General features: G+C 41.4%; 14 protein-coding genes. 13 read left to right on the top strand and 1 reads right to left on the bottom strand.

Going from position 1 to position 22,076, the window contains the following annotated elements:
• Positions 1–21: 21 nt before the first annotated feature.
• The 13 genes from SNE25_RS29800 to SNE25_RS29740 all read left to right on the top strand — a co-directional run bounded on the left by SNE25_RS29800 (position 22) and on the right by SNE25_RS29740 (position 20,145).
• Positions 22–1,545 carry an MATE family efflux transporter gene (locus SNE25_RS29800; protein WP_321562650.1) on the top strand — a complete coding sequence of 508 codons (1,524 nt, stop codon included), beginning with the start codon at positions 22–24 and terminating at the stop codon, positions 1,543–1,545.
• Positions 1,542–1,976 (top strand): dUTP diphosphatase, encoded by a 435-nt coding sequence (dut, locus tag SNE25_RS29795; protein ID WP_321562649.1) that lies wholly within the window; start codon positions 1,542–1,544, stop codon positions 1,974–1,976. Before SNE25_RS29800 ends, dut begins: the two co-directional genes overlap by 4 nt.
• A gap of 32 nt (positions 1,977–2,008) precedes the next feature.
• A complete protein-coding gene (locus tag SNE25_RS29790) occupies positions 2,009–3,769 on the top strand; it encodes a tetratricopeptide repeat protein (RefSeq protein WP_321562648.1) in 1,761 nt (586 codons plus the stop codon).
• The gene (locus SNE25_RS29785; protein WP_321562647.1) at positions 3,747–4,538 is read left to right on the top strand and encodes a DUF4292 domain-containing protein; all 792 of its coding nucleotides are present in this window, start codon (positions 3,747–3,749) and stop codon (positions 4,536–4,538) included. Before SNE25_RS29790 ends, SNE25_RS29785 begins: the two co-directional genes overlap by 23 nt.
• Positions 4,539–4,555: 17 nt before the next feature.
• Positions 4,556–5,848, top strand: coding sequence for a murein hydrolase activator EnvC family protein (locus SNE25_RS29780; protein WP_321562646.1), 1,293 nt, complete (start codon positions 4,556–4,558; stop codon positions 5,846–5,848).
• A gap of 59 nt (positions 5,849–5,907) precedes the next feature.
• Complete coding sequence (locus tag SNE25_RS29775; protein ID WP_321562645.1) at positions 5,908–6,357, top strand: Sec-independent protein translocase subunit TatA/TatB; 450 nt, start codon at positions 5,908–5,910, stop codon at positions 6,355–6,357.
• Positions 6,358–6,389: 32 nt separating this feature from the next.
• Positions 6,390–6,566 (top strand): Sec-independent protein translocase subunit TatA/TatB, encoded by a 177-nt coding sequence (locus SNE25_RS29770; RefSeq protein ID WP_321562644.1) that lies wholly within the window; start codon positions 6,390–6,392, stop codon positions 6,564–6,566.
• Positions 6,567–6,675: 109 nt separating this feature from the next.
• Positions 6,676–8,100, top strand: coding sequence for an Asp-tRNA(Asn)/Glu-tRNA(Gln) amidotransferase subunit GatA (gene gatA, locus SNE25_RS29765; protein ID WP_321562643.1), 1,425 nt, complete (start codon positions 6,676–6,678; stop codon positions 8,098–8,100).
• Positions 8,101–8,167: 67 nt separating this feature from the next.
• Entirely contained in the window at positions 8,168–9,409 is a 1,242-nt protein-coding gene (locus SNE25_RS29760) for a lytic transglycosylase domain-containing protein (protein WP_321562642.1), read from the top strand.
• Between the two features lie 259 nt (positions 9,410–9,668).
• Positions 9,669–11,981: an NADP-dependent malic enzyme gene (locus SNE25_RS29755; RefSeq protein ID WP_321562641.1), complete on the top strand. Its 2,313-nt coding sequence runs from the start codon at positions 9,669–9,671 to the stop codon at positions 11,979–11,981.
• A 5-nt stretch (positions 11,982–11,986) separates the two neighbouring features.
• Entirely contained in the window at positions 11,987–12,571 is a 585-nt protein-coding gene (gene ruvA / locus SNE25_RS29750) for a Holliday junction branch migration protein RuvA (RefSeq protein ID WP_321562640.1), read from the top strand.
• Positions 12,572–12,597: 26 nt separating this feature from the next.
• On the top strand, positions 12,598–19,626 hold the full coding sequence (sov, locus tag SNE25_RS29745; RefSeq protein WP_321562639.1) for a T9SS outer membrane translocon Sov/SprA: 7,029 nt from the start codon (positions 12,598–12,600) through the stop codon (positions 19,624–19,626).
• Between the two features lie 18 nt (positions 19,627–19,644).
• Positions 19,645–20,145: a YcxB family protein gene (locus tag SNE25_RS29740; protein ID WP_321562638.1), complete on the top strand. Its 501-nt coding sequence runs from the start codon at positions 19,645–19,647 to the stop codon at positions 20,143–20,145.
• Between the two features lie 12 nt (positions 20,146–20,157).
• On the opposite strand, the gene SNE25_RS29735 is transcribed toward SNE25_RS29740, so the two are convergent.
• Positions 20,158–21,960, bottom strand: a complete 1,803-nt coding sequence (locus SNE25_RS29735) for a hypothetical protein (protein WP_321562637.1) — start codon at positions 21,958–21,960, stop codon at positions 20,158–20,160.
• Between the last annotated feature and the right edge of the window lie 116 nt (positions 21,961–22,076).

Raw genomic sequence — 22,076 nt, 5'->3', positions numbered from 1 at the left:
AAATTACCCCATACAACAACATTGTCTACCGCAAAAAAATTCGCCGGGCAAACCGCCATATATGGTTTAAGCACTATCATTTCCCGGATGATCGCTTTTGCGCTTACCCCTGTTTATTCTCGTGCATTGCCGGTGGGCGGCAACGGTATTTTTACTGCTATGTACGGTTATGCCTCTATTATTAATGCTGTTTTGGCATTTGGTATGGAGACCACATTTTTCCGGTACCTGCAAAAACGTGAGGATAATAAGCAATTGGTTTACAATAATGCCTTCGGGGCGATCATTGCTATTTCGGTGGTATTTTTGCTGTTTTCCCTGCTGCTTTTAAATCCTATTATCAGTTTTTTGCAAGCAGGCGAAATTAAAGACCATTCCGATTATGCCTTTTATGTAAAGTGCTTCCTGATTATATTAGTATGCGATGCGTTTTGTGTAATACCATTTGCGAAAATGCGGGCAGACGGGCGCCCGATAAGATTTGGAACAATCAAGTGCCTTAATATTTTTATCGTTGTATTTTTTAACGTGTTCTTTCTTTTTGGTATACCTTATATCATCGGGCACCAATTGCCTGGTAGCCAGTGGATTGCAGGGTGGTACAGACCGAAATGGGTTGGGTATGTTTTCTTATCAAATACTATTGCCAGTGTACTTACTATTTTCTTACTACTACCAGAAATATTAAAGCTCCAGCTTAAATTTGATGGTACGATGTTTAAGGACATGTTTGTTTACAGCTGGCCGGTACTTGTTGCCAATATTTCCTTTATTATTAATGAGTCGCTGGACAAGGCTATGCTAAAGCAAATGCTGCCGCAAAATATTAGTGATCAGGAGGTAGGGATTTATGGTATGTGTGCCAAAATAGCCTTGTTCCTGAGCATTTTTGTTCAGGCATTCAGGTTAGGGGCCGAGCCTTTCTTTTTTAGTCATGCTAAAAATAAAAATTCGGGTGAAACCTATGCACGTATTATGAACTACTTTGTAATTACCGTTGCAGTTATTTGTGTAGGCCTGGTGGCCAATGTTGATATTTTAGCCTATCTTATTGTTGGTAAAGAAACCAGGGAAATTAACCATCATTTAGTACATAATGTGTACTGGTCTGGCTTAGGCGTTGTACCCCCGTTATTGTTTGGGTATTTAAGCCTGGGCATTTATATGAACCTTTCTGTTTGGTACAAGCTGTCTGATCAGACTAAATATGGCTTGTATATATCGGGTATAGGAGCAGTTTTGACCATTTTGTTAAACTGGATATTCATTCCTAAATACAGCTATATGGCTTCGGCATGGATATCGTTTGGGGCTTATGCAACCATGATGGTACTATCTTATATTTGGGGACAAAAAAATTATCCGATACCCTATAATCTTAAAAAGAACCTGGCTTATATTGTAGCATCAGTTGTGCTGGTATTTTTATCATTTACAGTATTTAAACGAAATATATTTATTGGTAATGGGCTTTTGCTGTTATTTGTATCAGCAGCTTATTATTTTGAACGCAATGAATTAAAAATTATATTCAGGAAAAAATGACCATCCGTATAATTAACAAATCAAAAAATAGTTTGCCTGCCTATGAAACCGCTCACGCGGCAGGGATGGACTTGCGGGCAGACGTGAAGGAAACCGTTGAGTTAAAACCAATGGAACGCAAACTAATCCCCACAGGTTTGTTCATTGAACTGCCTGAAGGTTTTGAAGCCCAGATACGACCACGCAGCGGTTTAGCGTTTAAACATGGTATAGGTATTGTAAATTCACCGGGCACTATTGATGCTGATTACCGCGGGGAAATTAAAGTATTACTGATCAATTTTTCTACAGAGGTATTTGAGATCAATCCGGGCGACCGCATTGCCCAGATGGTAATTGCCCGGCACGAAAAAGTGAATTGGGAAGAAGTGGAGATCTTAAATGATACCACTCGTGGCGAAGGCGGATTTGGCCATACAGCTGTTAAATAAAGCTAAAGAGCAAGGGAAAGGGGTAAAGACACATGAACAACCAGAAGTTAAGATATAGCAAAAGCAGGATTAAGGCGGGCATCAGTTGCACGGCGGCAATCTTATTTGTTGTATCTAATCTTTTGGCGATATGTGCGCATGCCCAGAAACCTGAAAGCAAGCCCATGACCGGTATTGATAGTATCATGGTAAAGCAGCTTTTCTTTTCGGCATTGCGCGAAAAAACCATTGAAAATACTAAGCTGGCTACCGAAATGTTTGAACGGGTGCTGAAAACCGATCCGGCAAATGATGCTTCCATGTATGAGCTTGCCAATCTTAAAAAGCAGCAAAACGATTATGGTACCGCACAGCCATTGCTTGAGAAAGCAGTAACTCTTAAACCCGATAATGAATGGTATTGGGCCGCGCTTGCCGATAGCTATGAAAAAAGCAATAATATTACCAAGCTCGAAAATGTATTTAATCAGCTGATCAGGATCAATCCGGATAAACCCGATTATTACTTTGATAAAGCAAACGCATACCTTATTTTAAAAAGATATGACGATGCGCTTAAAGTGTACAATCAACTGGAGCAGATTACCGGTCCAAGCGATGATATTTTAGCCAGCCGCCAAAAAATTTACCTAAAGCAGGGCAAGGTTGACCAGGCCGCCGCCGAAATTGAAAAGGCCATAGCTGACAACCCCGGCCAAATGCGTTACTACTTGTTACTTGCCGAAATTTACAATTCAAACGGGTTAGCCGATAAGGCCCTGAAGGTTTTGCAACAGGCCGAAAAGCAGGATAGTAACAACGGCATGGTACATTTGGCGCTTGCCGATATTTATCGGGATAAAAAAAACGTAGATGCCTCTTACAATGAGCTTATCCTCGCGTTTTCAAACAGCGATATCAATATTGATCAAAAAATAAGGATCATCGCGGGTTATTTCCCCAAGTTTCCCGACCCAAATGCCAAAGCCAGCGCACTTGAACTGAGCCGTATATTAACCGTTACCCACCCTGCAGATGCCAAAGCCTATGCTATTTATGGCGACATGCTGCTGCAAAGCACAAAGTTTAAGGAGGCAAAGGCGGCTTACAAAAAATCAATTGAGCTTAACGCGCAGGTTTATGCAGTGCATGAACAGCTGGTGCGGTTAGAATTAAGCGACAATGATATGGAAGCCACCATTAAAGACGGCGAAAATGCGCTTTCATTATTTCCTAACCAGGGGTGGATGAATTATATGGTAGGCGTGGCCTGGGCACAAAAAAAAGATTTGAAAAAAGCTTTAGGTTACGCCAAAAATGCAACTTCATTAGAAATTCAGGATAAGGATTTACTTTCGCTAAGCTTTTCATTACTGGGCGATTGTTACCATGGTATTAACGATAATAAAAACTCAGACGCGGCCTATGATAAGGCATTAAGTTATAATCCTGATAATGCATTTACATTAAACAATTATGCTTACTATTTATCGTTAAGAGGTGAAGCTTTAGATAAAGCGGCACAAATGTCGGCCCGGTCAAATGAGCTTCAGCCAAATATGGCATCGTTTGAGGATACATATGCCTGGGTATTGTTTAAGCAAAAAAAATACGCTGAGGCAAAGGTATGGATGGAGAAGGCCCTGGCGCATGATAAGGATAATAGTTCGGCCAAGTATGAACATTATGGCGATATTCTGTTTTATCTTGGTAACATAGATACCGCCGTACAAAATTGGAAAAAGGCAAAGGAATATGGTAATCATTCGCCCGTATTAGAGCGTAAAATAAATGAAAAAAAATATATTGAATAAGTTACTTATAGTTTGCTGCCTGCTGGTTATGGTAAGCTGTAAGGCACGAAAACAGGTATTGGTTACCCGTAAAGCAGATTCGGCTGCAAAGCCGGCTGATAATAAAGTAAGCAGCATGCTTACCGCTATACGGGCAAAGCAGGTAAACTTTAATACGTTTGCAGGTAAAGCCAAAACCAAATTAGATATTAATGGTAACAGTAACGATGTTACGCTCAACATACGCATCGAGCGCGATAAAAGGATCTGGGTTTCTATTACCGCTATTCTGGGTGTTGAGGCGGCACGTGCGCTGATCACTCCCGACAGTATTTTACTGATTAACCGTTTACAGGGAGTATACTTAAGAAAACCTTTCGACTATGTATATAAATATGCAAGCAGCCAGGTTAACTATAAAACGCTCGAATCATTATTGATAGGTAACGCGGTGCCGGAATTACTGAACGAAAAATCTGATCTTGCTAATACCGACGGAAACACGGTACTAAGCGGTACGCTTGAAGATTTATTATATAAATTAGTTTTAGGGGCTGATTTAAAAGTTACGCAAACAAATTTGTCCAATCAAAACGTCGGACAATCATTACAGGTTATTAATAATACTTTTATACAAGCAACAAATCGTGTAATACCATCGCAAATAGATATCGCATCAGTAGTAAAAGATAAAAAAATACAGGTTAATTTGCATTATACAAAGGCCGATTTTGATGTACAGCAGGAATATCCATTCAGTATCCCTGCCAGTTACGAACCGGCCAAATAATTAATTATGTTTGTTTGATGAAATTTCTAAAAGTAGTATTCTTTATAATAGCGGTATTTGTTGCGGTTGATGTGCATGCTCAAAGCAGTGCCGAATTAAAACGGAGACGTGACAAATTATCTGATGAACTGGAGCAATTAAATAAAGATTATCAGGAAACCGCTCAAAATAAAAGAGCTACTTTAAAACAGTTGAGCCTGCTAAAAGCACAGATCAATCTGCGGGAAGAAAAAATAAATATTATAAACTCTGAGGTAAGAAATCTGGATAATCAAATCTCTGAGAGCAATAATACCGTACATAGTTTACAAAACCAGCTCGATCAGCTCAAAAAGGAATATGCAGCTATGGTGCTTTTTGCATACCGTAATCAAAGCGCTTACAATAAGCTGATGTTTATTTTTGCTTCGAAGGATTTTAACCAGGCCTATAAACGTTTAAAATATTTACAACAGTTTGGTACTTACCGTGAACGGCAGGCTGGTTATATACAGGGAACACAAAAAGACCTGCATATAAAAATAAACGAGCTTGATAAAACCAAACAGGAAAAAAGTACTTTGCTGGCAGATCAGCAGAAAGAAAAAGAAACACTTGGTAAAGAGAAAAATAACCAGGTAAAAGTGGTAAGCGATTTATCACAACATCAGGGCCAATTAAAGCAACAACAGCGCGAGGTTCAGGCAAAAATAGCCAAAACCAACCGGGAGATTGCATCAACCATCCGTCGCGAAATTGAGGAGGCCAGGCGAAGGGCCGAAGCTGAAGCTAAAGAAGCCGCAAGAATAGCAGCGGCAAAAGCAAAGGCCGAGAACAGGCCGGTACCGGTAGCTGCTACTAAGCCCGCTGCTCCACGTAGCGAATCGAGCGCGCTGAATGCTACGCCAGAGGCGGCAAAGCTGTCGAACGACTTTTTAGGTAACCGCGGCCGTTTACCATGGCCGGTTGCCAATGGAGTGATAACCCAGGGATTTGGTGTTTACACCACGCCCGAAGGCATAAGAAGTGAAAGTACGGGGGTTGACATCAGGACTAACCCGGGCAGTTCGGTAAGGGCCGTGTTTGATGGTACAGTGGTGAGGGTAGTTGATGTAAGCGGTACATATTTGGTAATGATTGTACATGGCGAGTATTTTACGGTATATGCCAATTTACGGTCGGTTAGTGTTGCACGGGGACAAAAAGTTACCACCAAGCAGTCCTTGGGTACCGTTGCTACCGATTCGTCGACAGGAGAAACGGTGGTTCACTTTGAGGTTTATAAAGTAAAAGACCCTAATAACCCTAAAATATGGCTGGCGCCTAACTAATTAGTTATGAACTTTATGAAATTTTAATTGTTTATATTTGTAACCTTAAATAAAATGCTATGCTAAGTTCAGTTTTTTTATTTTTAAATATTGGTACGAGCGAGATGGTACTGATACTTTTTGCAGCATTAATGCTTTTTGGTGGCGATAAGCTACCCGAGCTGGCACGTGGTTTAGGCAAAGGCATCCGCGATTTTAAAGATGCCTCTGATGATGTTAAACGTGAGATCAATAACCAGATCAATAATTACGAAGAAAAAAAGACAGAAACCAAGGTTCAGGAAACACCGCTCATTGAAAATAAAACCGAGGACGAAGCTTCAGCTTCACTTACCGAAGAAAGTGAAACCGAGTATACTACGCCCTACGCTAATAGTGTACCCAATACAATCCCTGTTGCGGATAATTACGTAAGTACTGAACCGGAGCCGGTAAAAGAAAGTCATATTGACCTTACCAAAAAAGATTCAGAACCTACAAAAACAGAACACGAAGAATACAAGTCATAAAATAATATTAACATACATAAAACTTAAAAATCATGGGTGGATTAGGCGCACCAGAAATTATTCTGATCATCATTGCAATACTTTTATTGTTTGGCGGTAAAAAAATACCTGAACTAATGCGAGGTTTAGGAAAAGGCGTTAAAGAATTTAAAGACGCGCAAAACGGAGAAAATAATACTTCAGCAACCGAAGAAAAACCAAAGGCTTAATACTTTCAGTACTGCCGGGTTATATTCAGTTTATTGCTTTTTTTAGGTATATATACTTATCTGTTGAATTATTTCTTATTTCAACAGATAAGTTTTTTATTTTAGCCCCATGGCTAAATTTTATTCCTCTTTAAGTGAAATAAGGAGTGGGTTGCAACGTGCGGAAATTACAGTTGAAGAACTTGTAAAAGGTTACCTGGATCAGATTGAGAAAAATGCTCATTTAAACGCATTTAATGAGGTATTTGAACAGGAAGCATTAACCAGCGCAAAAGATATTGATAACCGCATAAAAAATGGTACAGCCGGTAAACTCGCCGGTATGGTTATCGCCATAAAAGATAACATATGCTATAAAGGGCACAAGGTGAGTGCCTCATCCAAAATATTAACGGGCTTTACTTCCATTTATTCATCAACCATTGTTGAACGCTTGCTGGCCGAAGATGTGATCATTATTGGCCGCTGCAATTGCGATGAATTTGCAATGGGGGGTACCAATGAAACATCCTATTATGGCCCGGTAAAAAACCAGGCCGATGAAACACGCGTTTCCGGAGGTTCGTCCGGTGGTTCGGCAGTTGCTGTACAGGCCAATATGTGTCATGCCGCTATTGGCACCGATACCGGGGGGTCAGTAAGGCAACCGGCATCTTTTTGCGGTGTTATTGGGTTAAAACCTACCTACGGCCGTATTTCAAGGCATGGCATTATAGCTTTCGCTTCGTCGTTTGACCAGGTTGGTCCTATCACCCATTCGGTAGAAGACGCCGCCCTGTTACTGGAGGTAATGGCCGGTCCCGATGAGTATGATAGTACCCTGGCCCAAAAAGAAGTTCCGGCATTTTCAAACCATATTGAAAAGCCGGGTAAAAAGAAGATAGCCTATTTACAGGAAGCCTTGTCAAGCCCCGGGGTTGATGCCGAGGTAAAGGATACCCTGTCAAAATACATTGATAAACTACGTAACGAAGGCCACACCGTAGATCCTATCGCATTTGAACAATTAGATTATCTGGTGCCGGCATACTACATTTTGGCCATGGCCGAGGCATCATCAAACCTGGCCAGGTTTGACGGGGTACATTATGGCTACCGCAGTCCAGCGGCGGATGATCTGCAGTCTACCTATAAACGCTCACGTTCCGAAGGCTTTGGTAAAGAAGTAAAACGCCGTATTATGCTGGGTACGTTTGTGCTTAGTGCAGGCTACTATGATGCCTATTATGCCAAAGCTCAAAAGGTACGCCGCCTGATCAGGGAAAAAACAGATCAGATATTGAGCGAATATGATTTTATTTTGATCCCTACCGCTCCAGAACCTGCATTTGAATTAGGTACTGAAGAAAAAGATCCGATAGTGATGTACCTTGCTGATATTTTTACCGTACAAGCCTCCTTAACAGGTGCGCCGGCTATTTCGCTGCCTGCGGGCAATAATAGTAAAGGTTTGCCGTTAGGATTACAATTATTAACCAAGCATTTTAACGAACAGGAACTATTGAATTTTTCAAAATATTTCCTCGAACTTTAAAAAAATTAATAATTTAGTAAAATGGCCTGCTTTGGCTATGCTCTTCTGTTAATTTAATCCCTAAAGAATGAAGAAACTATTTACGCTTACCATCTGCCTTTTATCATTGCAAATTGTTCACGCAAATTCATTTTCTTCATCAAATTTTCAATGGTTAACTAACTATCTCGACACTACAATACGTCAGGTTCAGACAGTTAATCAACCGGCCGCTCCTAAGCCTTTAAGAGGTATTTATGAGCGCCGCTTAGATTCTATCAGTAAGGATATTCCCCTGGAGTATAACGAGTATGTACAAACGTATATTGATTTGTACATGCAAAACCGCGATGAGATGGGACAGGTGATCGGGCTTTCAAAATACTACTTCCCCATTTATGAAAAAGCTTTTCATGATGCCGGTATACCCGAGGAAATAAAATTCCTGTCCATTGTAGAATCAAAACTTGACCCTAACGCGGTGTCAAGAGTTGGCGCTACGGGGCCGTGGCAATTTATGTTCACTACAGGTAAATTATACGGGCTTGATATTGACAGTTATGTTGATGAGCGCCGCGACCCTATACAAGCAACTTATGCGGCGGCGGCCTATTTAAAAGATGCTTATCAGGAATTTGGCGATTGGCTGCTGGCAATTGCTTCCTATAATTGCGGCAAAAGTAATGTGGAGCGCGCTGTTGAAAAAGCGGGTACCACTGATTTTTGGAGCATACGCCAATATTTGCCTTCCGAAACCCGTGGGTATGTGCCTGCTTTTATAGCCATGAACTATGTAATGAATTATTACAATAAGCATAACATTGTTCCGCAGGCTTGTAATTTTGCTACTAAGACAGATACCGTTATGGTGAAAAAATATGTATCGCTTAGTAACGTATCCCAGGCATTAAAAATAAATGTGAGCGAGCTGGCCATACTCAATCCCGCTTATAGGCGGTTGATTGTAAACGGCAGCAACAACTCACCACGCAGACTGATCTTGCCGCAGGTTGCCAAAGAAAATTACGCGGCGCTGTATAACGTATTAAACGGAACTCCGGGCGATGCGATCCCATCTGAGCCTAAAGCCGTTTATGCTGTCTATTCAGAAAATAAACCCGAGCGCCGGATGCCAAGCCGCCACAAAGTAAGGCGGGGCGAAACATTAGCCGGAATTGCTGATAAATATGGGGTGGAGGTGCAGGACCTGAAAGTTTGGAACCATTTGAAAAGTAACAGGGCTCCTGTAGGTGTAACCATTAAAGTAACCAACGGCGATGAACCATCGGCTAATGCCCCGGTTGGTCAAAAATCCAAAAAAGTCTTGTAAAGAAAACAACGGCAGACCCTGTTATATAGATGGTGACGATGTTTTGTCAGTACGTTAAAAATTAAACGGTTGATTGTCAAGTGTTCATGCATGTTCACGAACGTTCACGGTGGTGTGAACGTGAACACTACGAGAAGACCTCAAATAAAAAAGTTCCTTTTGCTATGAAAAGCCTGGTTTTGAAACTTATCAAAACCAGGCTTTTTTATGCAGCTTACCATAAAAAGAATTGTAATTTTAGGCGCTTGAATTTTTAGAGATGAACAAGAACAATCGTAAACAGGATGCCTTAAACTACCACTCCCAAGGCCGTCCGGGAAAGATACAGGTAGTACCTACCAAACCTACTAATTCGCAACGTGATTTAACCATGGCCTATTCGCCGGGCGTGGCAGAACCTTGCCTTCGTATTGCCGATAATGTGGAGGACGTATATAAATACACCGCTAAAGGTAACCTGGTGGCTGTTATCAGCAACGGAACCGCGGTATTGGGTTTAGGTAATATCGGCCCGGAAGCCAGTAAACCGGTGATGGAAGGAAAAGGGCTGTTGTTTAAGATATATGCCGATATAGATGTATTTGACCTGGAAGTAAATGCCAAAAGTGTAGATGAGTTTGTAAACATCGTAAAAGCGCTTGAGCCTACTTTTGGCGGTGTAAACCTGGAAGATATATCGGCGCCAACCTGTTTCGAGATTGAGCGCAGGCTTAAAGCCGAAATGAATATCCCGGTAATGCATGATGATCAGCATGGTACAGCCATCATATCAGGAGCCGCGTTGATGAACGCTTGCGAGATACAGGGCAAAAAGCTCGATAAAATAAGGATGGTAGTTAACGGGGCGGGAGCCGCCGCGGTATCATGCTCAAAAATGTACCTTTCGTTAGGAGTAAAAAAAGAAAATCTGGTGATGTTTGACATTAACGGTTTGTTAACTCCCGACCGTACAGATCTCGACGATATCCGGTTAGAGTTTGCTACCGACCGCACCGATATCAAAAATCTGGCCGATGCCATGAAGAATGCCGATGTTTTTGTGGGTCTTTCGGCAGCAAACGTGGTTACGCCCGATATGCTGAAGTCTATGGCTAAAAAACCTATTGTATTTGCCATGGCCAACCCTGTGCCCGAAATTGATTATGATTTGGCAACTGCCGCCCGTGAAGACATCATTATGGCAACCGGTCGTTCAGATTATCCCAACCAGGTAAACAACGTACTGGGTTTCCCATATATTTTCAGGGGGGCGCTTGACGTGCGGGCTACTGCCATCAATGAGGAAATGAAAATAGCCGCCGTTCACGCTATTGCAGAAATGGCTAAGAAACCGGTTCCGGAAGCGGTTAACCTGGCATATAATACCACCAATCTTAAATTCGGAAAAGATTATATCATCCCAAAACCCATGGATCAGCGATTGATTGTGGAGGTATCAGCTGCTGTTGCCAAAGCTGCTATTGATTCTGGTGTAGCGCGTAAAGTAATTACTGATTGGGAGGCTTATCATGAAGAACTAAGGACAAGGCTGGGCACTAATGATAAATTGCTGCGTAACCTTACCAACAAGGCCAAGCAAAACCCTAAACGTGTGGTTTTTGCCGAGGCCGATAATTATAAAATTTTAAGATCGGCTCAGATTGTAAAAGAAGAGGGGATAGCCACACCTATTTTACTTGGTAACGAGGATAAGATAAGACAGATCATGCGCGAGAATGATCTTGACCTTGGCGATGTACAGATCATTGATCCGCGCGCGGGTTGTGAGAATATGGAGGAGTATGCCAACTTTCTGTATGAGAAACGCCAGCGCCGGGGGGTTACCTTATTTGAGGCCCGGAAAATGCTTATCGACCGTAATTACTACGGTGCCTGTATGGTTCAGTTTGGCAGGGCAGATGCGTTGATATCCGGATTGACCAAGAATTACGTGCCTACTATTAAACCTGCGCTGCAAATTATTGGTACCGAAGATGGTGTAAACCGGGTTGCAGGTATGTATATGATGATAACTGCGAAAGGCCCTGTGTTTTTTGGCGATACTACGGTAAATGAAAATCCAACGGTACAGGAGCTGGTTGATATTACCGTACTTATTGAACGATCCGTTAAACAGTTTAATATAGATCCAAGAGTAGCGATGCTGTCTTATTCAAACTTTGGTTCAAATGAGGGCCCTATTCCCGAAAAAACCCGCGAAACTGTACGGATACTGCATAAGCAATATCCTGACATGGTTGTTGATGGCGATATGCAGGCCAACTTTGCACTAAACTCCGACTTACTGGCCGATAATTTCCCCTTCTCTACGTTAAATGGTAAGCCGGCCAATACACTGATATTTCCTAACCTGGAGTCGGGAAATATCGCGTACAAACTGCTCCAGGAAATTGGTGGTGCTGAGGCCGTTGGCCCTATATTATTAGGACTGAAAAAGCCTGTACATGTATTACAGCTCGGCAGTTCGGTTCGTGAAATTGTAAATATGATAACAATTGCGGTTGTTGATGCACAATCGAAGGCCAACGTTAGTAAATCAACAGGTATTTTTAGTAAATTTAAAGGCAAATAATAAAAATGTACGATTATATTAGTGGTAAACTGGTATTCAAAAGCCCTTCGCATGTAGTTGTGGACGCCGGAGGCATAGGCTATCACATTAATATATCGTTAAATACATATTCCAGGCTAGGTGATATAGAAAATTGTAAACTATTTATCTGGCAGTACGTAAAAGAGGATGCGCTTACACTATACGGTTTTGCCGATGATGGTGAACGCCGCTTGTTCTTACACCTGGTATCCATATCTGGCATAGGGCCAAATACAGGGCGAATGATGTTATCATCAATTACCCCTTCCGAAATACAGGCAGCCATTGTTAGCGGCAATGTTGCTTTAATTCAACGCATAAAAGGCATAGGTCCCAAATCGGCACAGCGCATAATATTGGAGCTGCAGGACAAACTGCGCAAAGAAGGCCCTGATACTTTAACTGTTGTGCCTGTAAGTAAAACAGTTAAGGACGAGGCGCTTTCTGCACTTGTAATGCTTGGATTTGCTCGTAATGCGGCCGAGAAGGTATTGGATCAGGAATTGAATAAAAATAATGGAGAATTAACAGTTGAACAACTAATCAAGTTTGCCTTAAAAGCTCTATAATTACGTACAAATTTCTATTTTAACCTTTGATAAGAATATTTACTTATAATATTATTATAAGTGTGTTGTTCATTTTGGCATTTGGCGGGCAGGGTAGTGTGTATGCACAACAACGCGTTCCGGGTGGTAAAAGGGATACGGCACAAGCAGGTACACCAGTAAATTTAACCGAGCCTAAAAACGTAAGGATAAGGGAAGGTATATTTGATCCCGACCCTCCGAACATGGTACGAACGATTGAATATGACGCGGCATCAAACCGGTACATATTATACGAACGGGTTGGTAACCTATTGTATCGACCGCCACAATACCTAACTTTTGCACAATACCTAAAACTTAAACAAAAAAACGATCAACGTATATATTATCAGCAACTGGCAGATAATTATGCCTATGAGTCGCAACAGCCGGGTTTCATACCTGCTATAAAAGTACGTAGCCGGACCTTTCAGCAAATATTTGGTGGCCAGACAATTGATATCAAACCGCAGGGGTCTGCCGAGATGATTTTGGCCGGACAGTTAAACCAAAACCAAAACCCCCTGTTTACTACGCGGCAACGCAACCAGTTTAATTTTAATTTCGACCAGAAGATACAGCTCAACGTAACCGGAAACATAGGCGATAAATTAAAGATCACCACCAATTATAATACCGATGCGCAGTTTCAGTTCGAAAACCAGATAAAGCTTGATTACACCGGCTCACCAGATGAGATTATTCAGAAGGTTGAGGCCGGTACAGTAAGCATGCCTTTAAATACATCGCTAATAACGGGCAGTCAGGCACTTTTTGGTATAAAAACCAAACTGAAGTTTGGCCGGCTTGATGTTACCAGTATTTTGTCGCAACAGCGATCGCAATCAAAAACCATTACTATAACCAATGGTTCACAGCAAGGTGAATTCAGGGTTACACCTGCTGATTACGAAGCCAACAAACACTTCTTTTTATCGCAATATTTCCGCAATAATTATAACAAGGCGCTTTCAAGGGTGCCCATTATCAGTTCCAATGTTAATATCACCAAAATCGAGGTATGGACAACTAATCGTACTAATGTAACTACCGATTCAAGGGATATCGTAGCCTTTTTAGACCTGGGCGAAAACAACCCTTATAATAAAGGAAAAATAACCGGTGGAGGCAGCGTTTATCCCGCAGGTTTTAAGGGGCCGGGTTTTGCACAGCAATCAAACTCATTATTAAATAGTTTACCTGCCGACGCGCGCTTAACTAATTCAAATGCGGTGGCCACTTTCTTTCAGGGGCCTACAAGTACTGACAACTACTCTAAACTTACCTACGCCCGTAAACTTACCGATAAAGAATATACCCTGCATCCGCAGTTAGGATATATATCCCTTAACTACCCTTTAAATAACGACGAAGTATTAGCGGTGGCTTATCAGTACACTGTTAATGGTGTGCAGTATCAGGTTGGTGAGTTTAGCAGCGATGTAGCCGTTAACCCTACTACGCCCAATGTTTTATACGTAAAATTACTAAAAAACGAACTGCTAAAGACCAACCTGCCTACCTGGGATTTGATGATGAAAAACATTTACTCATTAGGCGCTTTTCAGATTAGCCCTACCGATTTTAAACTGACCGTTACCAGGCTTGATGATAAGTCGGGTATCGAAAAAACGGTGATGGAAGAAGGTCAAAGTACCAAGGGTAAGCTTTGGTTACAAATAACCGGTCTGGATAACCTTAACCAGCAAAATGATCATCAACCCGATGGCTATTTTGACTTTTTAGAGGGGGTAACTATTGATTCACAAAACGGGCGGATTGTGTTCCCGGTGCTGGAGCCTTTTGGATCGGATCTGGCCACAAAATTTAACCCGGGCGAACAGGAGCTAATTAAGCGGTACGTTTATCAACCATTGTATGATTCAACCAAGACCATCGCCCAACAATATTTCCCCAATTTAAACCGGTATGTAATAAAAGGGACTTATACCTCAACCGGCGGGTCGGAGTATCAGCTCAACGCGGTGAATATTCCGCAAGGCTCCGTTAACGTAACGGCCGGTTCTTTAAAGTTAACAGAAGGTAACGATTATACGGTTGATTATAACGCCGGTCGTATCCGGATACTTAACCAGGCTTTGTTGTCATCGGGCCAGCCTATAACCGTTAAGTTGGAAAATAATGAGCTCTTCGGTGTGCAGCAAAAATCGTTGTATGGTTCAAGGTTTGATTATCACGTGAGCGATAAACTGGCTTTGGGTGGTACCATAATGCACTTAACAGAACAACCCATTACCCAAAACGAAGTAGCTGGCGATGAATCTATATCAAATACGATATGGGGCTTTGATGCCAATTACAGCTCAGAATCAAGATTTCTTACTCGGCTGGTTGATAAAATTCCGGGCATACATACCAAAGTTCCCTCGTCCATAAATTTTTCTGGTGAGTTTGCCCAGTTATTGCCGGGCAGCCCCGGAGCGCTCAATTTTGCCGGATCAAAAAATGGCACCTCATATCTTGATGATTTTGAAAACAGCCAGTCGGTAATTGATGTGAAGAGTTCAAACACCTGGCAAATATCCGGCACACCACAGCTTTTTGCTGAATCGGGTGGTTTTAATGATTTGAGTTATGGATATAACCGTGCACGGCTTGCGTTTTATAATATCGACCCTATATTTTATACCAATGTGGGCAGTATTCCGGTATCCCGTTCCGAATTGTCAAACCATTATGTAAGGCAGGTAATAGAGCAGGAAGTATTTCCTTATAAACAATCATCAACCGGTCAGCAATTAAGCATACCCACACTTAATATGGCGTTTTATCCAACAATTCGTGGGCCTTATAACTATGCTACTACCGGTATTAACCCCGATGGTACCCTGCAAAATCCAAAATCGCGATGGGGAGGGATGTTCAGGAAGTTGGAGACCAATGATTTTGAATCATTAAACGTAGCATATATTGAATTTTGGGTACTTGACCCTTTTATATATAAGCCCAATTCGGCCGGTGGCGATCTGTATTTTAACCTGGGCAGCATATCTGAAGATATTTTGAAAGATGGCCGCAAAAGTTTAGAAAACGGACTGCCAGTTAACGGTGATCTTTCGCAGGTTGACGAAACAAACTGGGGCAGGGTATCAAAGGTGCAACCGGTTATAAACGCGTTTGATAACAATCCCGATTCGCGAAAACTGCAGGACGTGGGTTTAGACGGTTTAAATGACGGGGGGGAGCAAACTAAATTTGCGCCGATTGTTCAGCAGGTAAAAGGTCAATTGAATGCACAGGCGGCGAATAGTTTTGCAGCTGATCCATCATCGGACGATTATCAGTATTACCAGGGCCGTGAGCTCGACCAGGCACGGGCCGGTATTTTAGACAGGTACAGTAAATTTAACGGTACAGACGGCAACTCCAAAACCGCCGAGCAATCGCAGGCTGAATTGGGGATCCAAAACTCAGCATCTACTTCGTTACCCGATGGAGAGGATATCAACCGCGACAATAACATGAGCCAGGAGGATTCATACTTTCAATACAAAGTATCAATGCGCCCCGGCGACATGATTGTTGGCCAGAACTATATCAGCGATAAAATAACCGCTTCAGTAAAGCTTGCTAACGGGACCACACAAATGGTTAACTGGTACCAGTTCCGCATACCCATTACTGATTACCAAACTAAAGTAGGTAACATTCAGGATTTTAAAGCCATACGTTTTATGCGTATGTTTATGACTAACTTTGCCGATACCACCATAATGCGTTTTGCTACACTGCAACTGGTACGCGGCGAGTGGCGCACTTACAATATCGAAAAAAATCCGCTTAATGTAATTGCCGATCCCAACATTCAAAATCCGCCGCTTGATAATTCAACGCTTGATGTACAGGCTGTAAATATTGAGCAGAACGGTAACCGCACACCTATACCCTATGTGGTGCCGCCAGGCATTAATCGCCAGCGTAATTACAATAATCTGCAAACCGATACCAAGTTAAACGAGCAGTCGCTATCGTTAACGGTTAAAAGTCTGCGCGATGGTTATTCAAGAGCGGCTTTCAAAACATTTTTTAATGATCTGCGCTCCTATAAGCGCCTCCAAATGTTTGTACACGCCGAAGGCGATCAGTTAAAGGACAATGACCTGAACGCATTTGTGCGCTTAGGGGTTGATTATCAGGATAACTATTATGAGTTCCAGGTGCCCCTGAAGGTTACCCAGCCCGGTACCCGCGACCCGGACGCAATATGGCCGGCAGCTAACCAGATTGATCTTGAGCTTGATCTGTTAACCAGGGCTAAATTGAAACGTAACCACTCCAATGTGCCTTATACAGATGTATTTAAATATGTGGAGGGCGACCAGGTAGTATATATTAAAGGGCAGCCAGACCTGAGCCGGCTGCGTACCATTATGCTGGGGGTTCGTAATCCTTATAAAGGTGATTCGCAGTCAAATACCGATGATGGTTTGGATAAATCGGGCATTGTTTGGTTTGATGAGATGCGCTTAACCGACTTTGATCAGCGTGGCGGCTGGGCCGCTACCGCCCGATTTGATGCTAAGCTTGCCGATTTTGCCGACGTTACCCTATCCGGTACCAAAACAACTGTTGGCTTTGGTACACTTGATTCACGTTTAAACGACAGGAGCCGCAGTGACGACCAGACCTATGATATATCCGCCAATATGGAACTTGGTAAGTTTTTCCCGGATAAAAGTGGTATCCATATACCGGCCTATATCAATTTATCCAAACAAACAAGTATGCCTCAGTATGATCCCGGTTCGCCCGATGTGGAATTAAAGGCATCACTTGCCGCCGCCACCAGCAGCCAGGAGCGCGATTCTATCAGAAATGCCGCTGTTGATTTTACCATGCGAAGAAGCTACAATTTTACCAACGTACATAAATCCAAAATAGATCCTAACGCGCCAAGTCATATCTGGGATGTTGAAAATTGGAATGCTTCTTATGCTTATACAGAATATACCCATCATGATTTTGTAACGCAAAGTGATCTGGAAAAAACATATAACTTAACCCTGGCATATAATTATACCAATCAGCCTAAATATTACAGTCCCTTTGCCAAGATCATAAAAAGCAATTTACTGGCGTTGTTCCGTGATATTAACTTCAGTATTTTACCATCAAGATTAAACTTTAGCATTAACTTTAACCGCTTTTACTCGGAGAATACATTGAGAGATAATGATCCGAATAATTTTATACCAATACCAACCACTACATTTAATAAATACTTTAACATTACGAGGGTTTATGGTATAGGATGGAATCTTTCAAAATCATTACAGCTGGATATTGATGCCACCAATTTAGCCGTAGTTGATGAGCCTGCCGGCCGTATTAACGGGTTAAAACGGGATACCCTTTGGGATAATCTTAAAAAGCTTGGTCGCACCACTAACTATAACCATACCATTAACCTTAACTATAACGTACCAATTAATAAAATACCCGGGATGGATTGGGCCGCTGTAGTGGCCCGGTATAGCGCACACTTTAACTGGCAAACACAACCTTTATTTGCCATAAATGATCCTACATATGATGTTGGTAACAGCATACAAAATTCCAGGGCCATACAGGTAAACCCAACGTTTAATATGGTATCGCTTTATAATAAATTTCCGTTTATCCGTAAAGCTAATAACCCAAATTCAAAGGGTAGTGCCGGTAAATTCTTCCTCGGTTTGCTCACGAGTGTTAAAAACCTGAGCGCCACCTATACCCGTACCGAGGGTACATTTTTGCCGGGGTATTTGCCGCAGTCGGGCTTTTTTGGATCTGACGGTAACTATGGTGCTCCCGGTTTAGGTTTTTTATTGGGCAGCCAGACGGATATACGCGCCAAAGCAGTGGCCAATGGCTGGATAACCAAAGATACACTACAGAACCAGCTGTATGTAACTACACTTAATGAAGATATGCACTTCAGGGGTATTATAGAACCCTTTAAAGACCTTCGTATTGAATTGATAGCTTTTAAAACCCAGGACCATAATTACCAGGCCAATTTTAAATACCTGCCCGAGACCAACAGCATTGAAACGCTAAGCCCGGTAACTACAGGTAATTACAGCATTTCTTATTTAACTATTGGTACCGCATTTAAAAAAACAAGCGGCATCAATAATACATCACCTATATATCAGAAATTTCTGGATAACCGCACCGCCATATCGCAAAAGTTGGGTGCACTTAACCCAAATTCGGCAGGCAGTACGGATGGTTATGCCGATGGTTACGGGCCAAATTCACAGAATGTACTGGTACCGGCTTTCCTTGCTGCTTATACAGGGAAAAGCCCGGGAAAAACCGGTCTTTCGCAATTTCCTAATATTCCAATACCTAACTGGCAAATTACTTACAATGGCTTGAGTAAAATTCCTTTCTTTCAGGAATTTTTCGATTCATTTGACTTGAGCCATGGTTATCGTTCATCATATAATGTCAACGGGTTTACTTCGCTGTTACAATATCAGGAAGCTAATGGCGCCGCAAATTCAAGGGATCTGAACAATGATTTTTTACCACTCTACCAATTTTCGCAGGTGACTATTTTTGAGCAATTTGTGCCGCTGCTGGGTGCCAGTATCAGGTTTAAAAACAGCATGACTACCAACTTAGAGTATCGCCAGAGCCGGGCATTGAGCCTGAGTTTATTGAACAGCCAGCTGGCCCAGCAAAATGAAAGGATCATTGTATTTGGCTTTGGTTATCACACCAAAAACTTTCATTTCCCATTCGGTTGGTTTAGCGGGGCAGGTAAAGATAACGATGTTAATTTCAAGCTTGATTTTTCGCTTCGGGATAACAAAACCCTTATATACCGTCCCGATGTGGAGCAGGCCGAAATATCATCGGGCGCGCAAAATATTACGGTGCGCCCGTCAATTGATTATGTAATAAACCAGCGTTTTAACCTTAACCTATTTTACGATTCAAATATTACAAGGCCCTATACCTCACAAACATTTAATACCGCATTTACTAACTTTGGCATCAATCTGAAACTATTATTGCAATAAAAAAAACATATCCGCTTCATGGAAGATTTTAAGGTTACCAGCTCCATAGATTTCAAAACCTATTTCAACATTTGTTTAAGAACTTATTTTAAAAGGAGATCGCTCATTATCATATTTATCCCTTTTGTTTTTACACAGCTTTCATTATTCACAAGCGGGCCTTCGGTTACATGGAATGATGAGATCTGGTTGATAGGAATTTTTGGTGGAATTTATATTCTAATTCCGGTGTTGTTGTATTGGGGCTGCAAAAGTCAAATGCAGAAAACTCCGTATTTAAAAGAAAACCTTCATTACATCATTGATGAGGATAAAATAATGATTACAGGCGAATCATTTAACAGTACAACCAATTGGGAATACGTAAATATGCTTATGGAGCGGGAGAAGTATTTTTTGCTGTATAATTTAAACCGTAGTTTTTATCATCTCTCTAAAGAGTGGTTTGAATCGAAAGAGGCAGCCGCTGCTTTTAAAATTATGGTAAAAGAAAAAGGGATTAAATTTTCTTATAATTAATATAATAGAGTTCTATTTTTTCTGGTCTTTTTTCCGCTGGTTTTCCGCTTTCTTTTTCTTTCTTTCGGCCTTTTTTTCGAGTCGGTCATGCTTGTTTTTCTGATGTTCCTCAATCCGTTCTCTGGTTTCCTTTTGCTTTTTTGCGTCGAGGCCTACACATGGTTTTATCCCCTCGAGTAAGGTTTTCCACATGGTTTTAAAAAAGGGAGAATCTTTGGGGCGGGGATAAATAACATTTGCCGTGCGTGCAGGTTCGTTCGCATTATCCGGGTTGTTATGTTTAATAACAAACAGGTTGGCAAATATGGACATGATTGATTTTTTCTTCAGACGGTCGTTAGCAGTATCTGCCTGAAAAATGTTTACTTTCAAATCATTATATAAAAAACCAACTGTACCTTTAAATACTTTGCTATTGGCCTTGATGTCAAAATTTAGCTGTTTAACGGTGCCGGATGTGGCTTTAACCATAGCCAACGGCATTGCGGCAGTATTAATTACCTGCATATCCATTGGCCCCAGGGTGCCTTTATAAGTAAAAGCGGCATTCTTATCGGTTAAGTTAAAATTAAATTGTACATCAAGCCTGCCGCGGTTCATAAACCAGGTTGTTAGCTGCACGGCAGTTATATTATTTTTTGCTATAGCAGCATCATTGGTAGTGATATTATAAAAATGGCCGCTGGTATTATTAAAAGTGACAGTGCCTGTTTTTTGCGATTTCCTGTTAAACTCTGAGTATTCAACATTGATATGTTTTACACGCAGCGTATCAATATGGAGGTCCATATTGATTTTGTGGATCATCATATTCGGGAAAGTGATTACCTTATCTACGTCGGGCTTTTTTATTTTATTGGGGTTGGTAAATACACGTATCGTCCCGTTGTTTAACAGGAGGTTCGATGCCGTTACCCGCCGGTATTTATGATAGCTTAAAAAATCAAAATTGTTGAGTTGCAGCGAATCGATATTCAGACCAAAACGATCGCTTTGACTTTTATTAAAAAATACACCGGTTTTGGCAGGCGCAATCTGTAGTCCTTCCACATTTAATTGGGATGTCAGGGTGGAAAGTTTAAGGTGTTTTATTTTATAGGAGTAAAGGCCGCTTGGTGTTTTACCGGTGTAATTATTCAGTTCGGTAACAATGTCTTTGCAGTAAAGCAAGCGTGATCTGTCCGTTTGTGTAGCCGAATCAATAAGCAGATCTGAAGCGTTCAGGTTCATTTCCTTTAGCTCAGAGATGGCTACTTTATTGCCTGAGTAATCCTCATATTTAAACTTTACATCATTAAGATAAATGTTACCTATATGGATGGAACGCAGGCTTTTTGAAATTTTTTGCCAGGCCGTGCGATGGTCTTTCACCACTGTATCTTTAGTATGGTTAAGCTGGTAGCTGATTTTTACTTCGGGTTCATTTAATACTACCTGCCCTATATTTAGCTTATGCCTGAAATATAAACCAAACGGATGAACATGCTGCAATATCAGTCGCTTTACATGCAATTCAACCAGGTTATTTGGGGCCAGATGCTGTTTCTTTTTTTGGTTATAGACTGAGGTATCAGGGATAAGGCTGATGTTGTAAAGCACAATTTTGCCTTGTAAAATATGTAATTCGGCATCAGAAAAATCAACTTTATACAAACTGTCGCTGCTGGTTAAAACAACATCGCGAACTTTGTTGGCCAAAATAGGCGACCAGTACCGATTAACAACTACCGCCAGGAGCAAAATTATTACTATGGGTATCAGCACAAATTTAAATACGGTTTTTTGCCATTTGTGCTTTAAAAACTTCAGCTCCATTTACCGGTTTCCTCTTCTTTTAAATGTATTTTCTGCGTCGCTCTAAAACGCTTTTTTTATCAATATTGTTACCCGGTTAACGGGGCTTTATACTATTAGAATATATTTATCTGTTT

Origin of the sequence: Mucilaginibacter sabulilitoris, assembly GCF_034262375.1 — a bacterium.
In the GTDB taxonomy this organism is placed as follows: Bacteria; Bacteroidota; Bacteroidia; order Sphingobacteriales; family Sphingobacteriaceae; genus Mucilaginibacter; species Mucilaginibacter sabulilitoris.
Note: the sequence above shows the minus strand (reverse complement) of the source record. Positions and strands in the feature narration are given on the sequence as shown.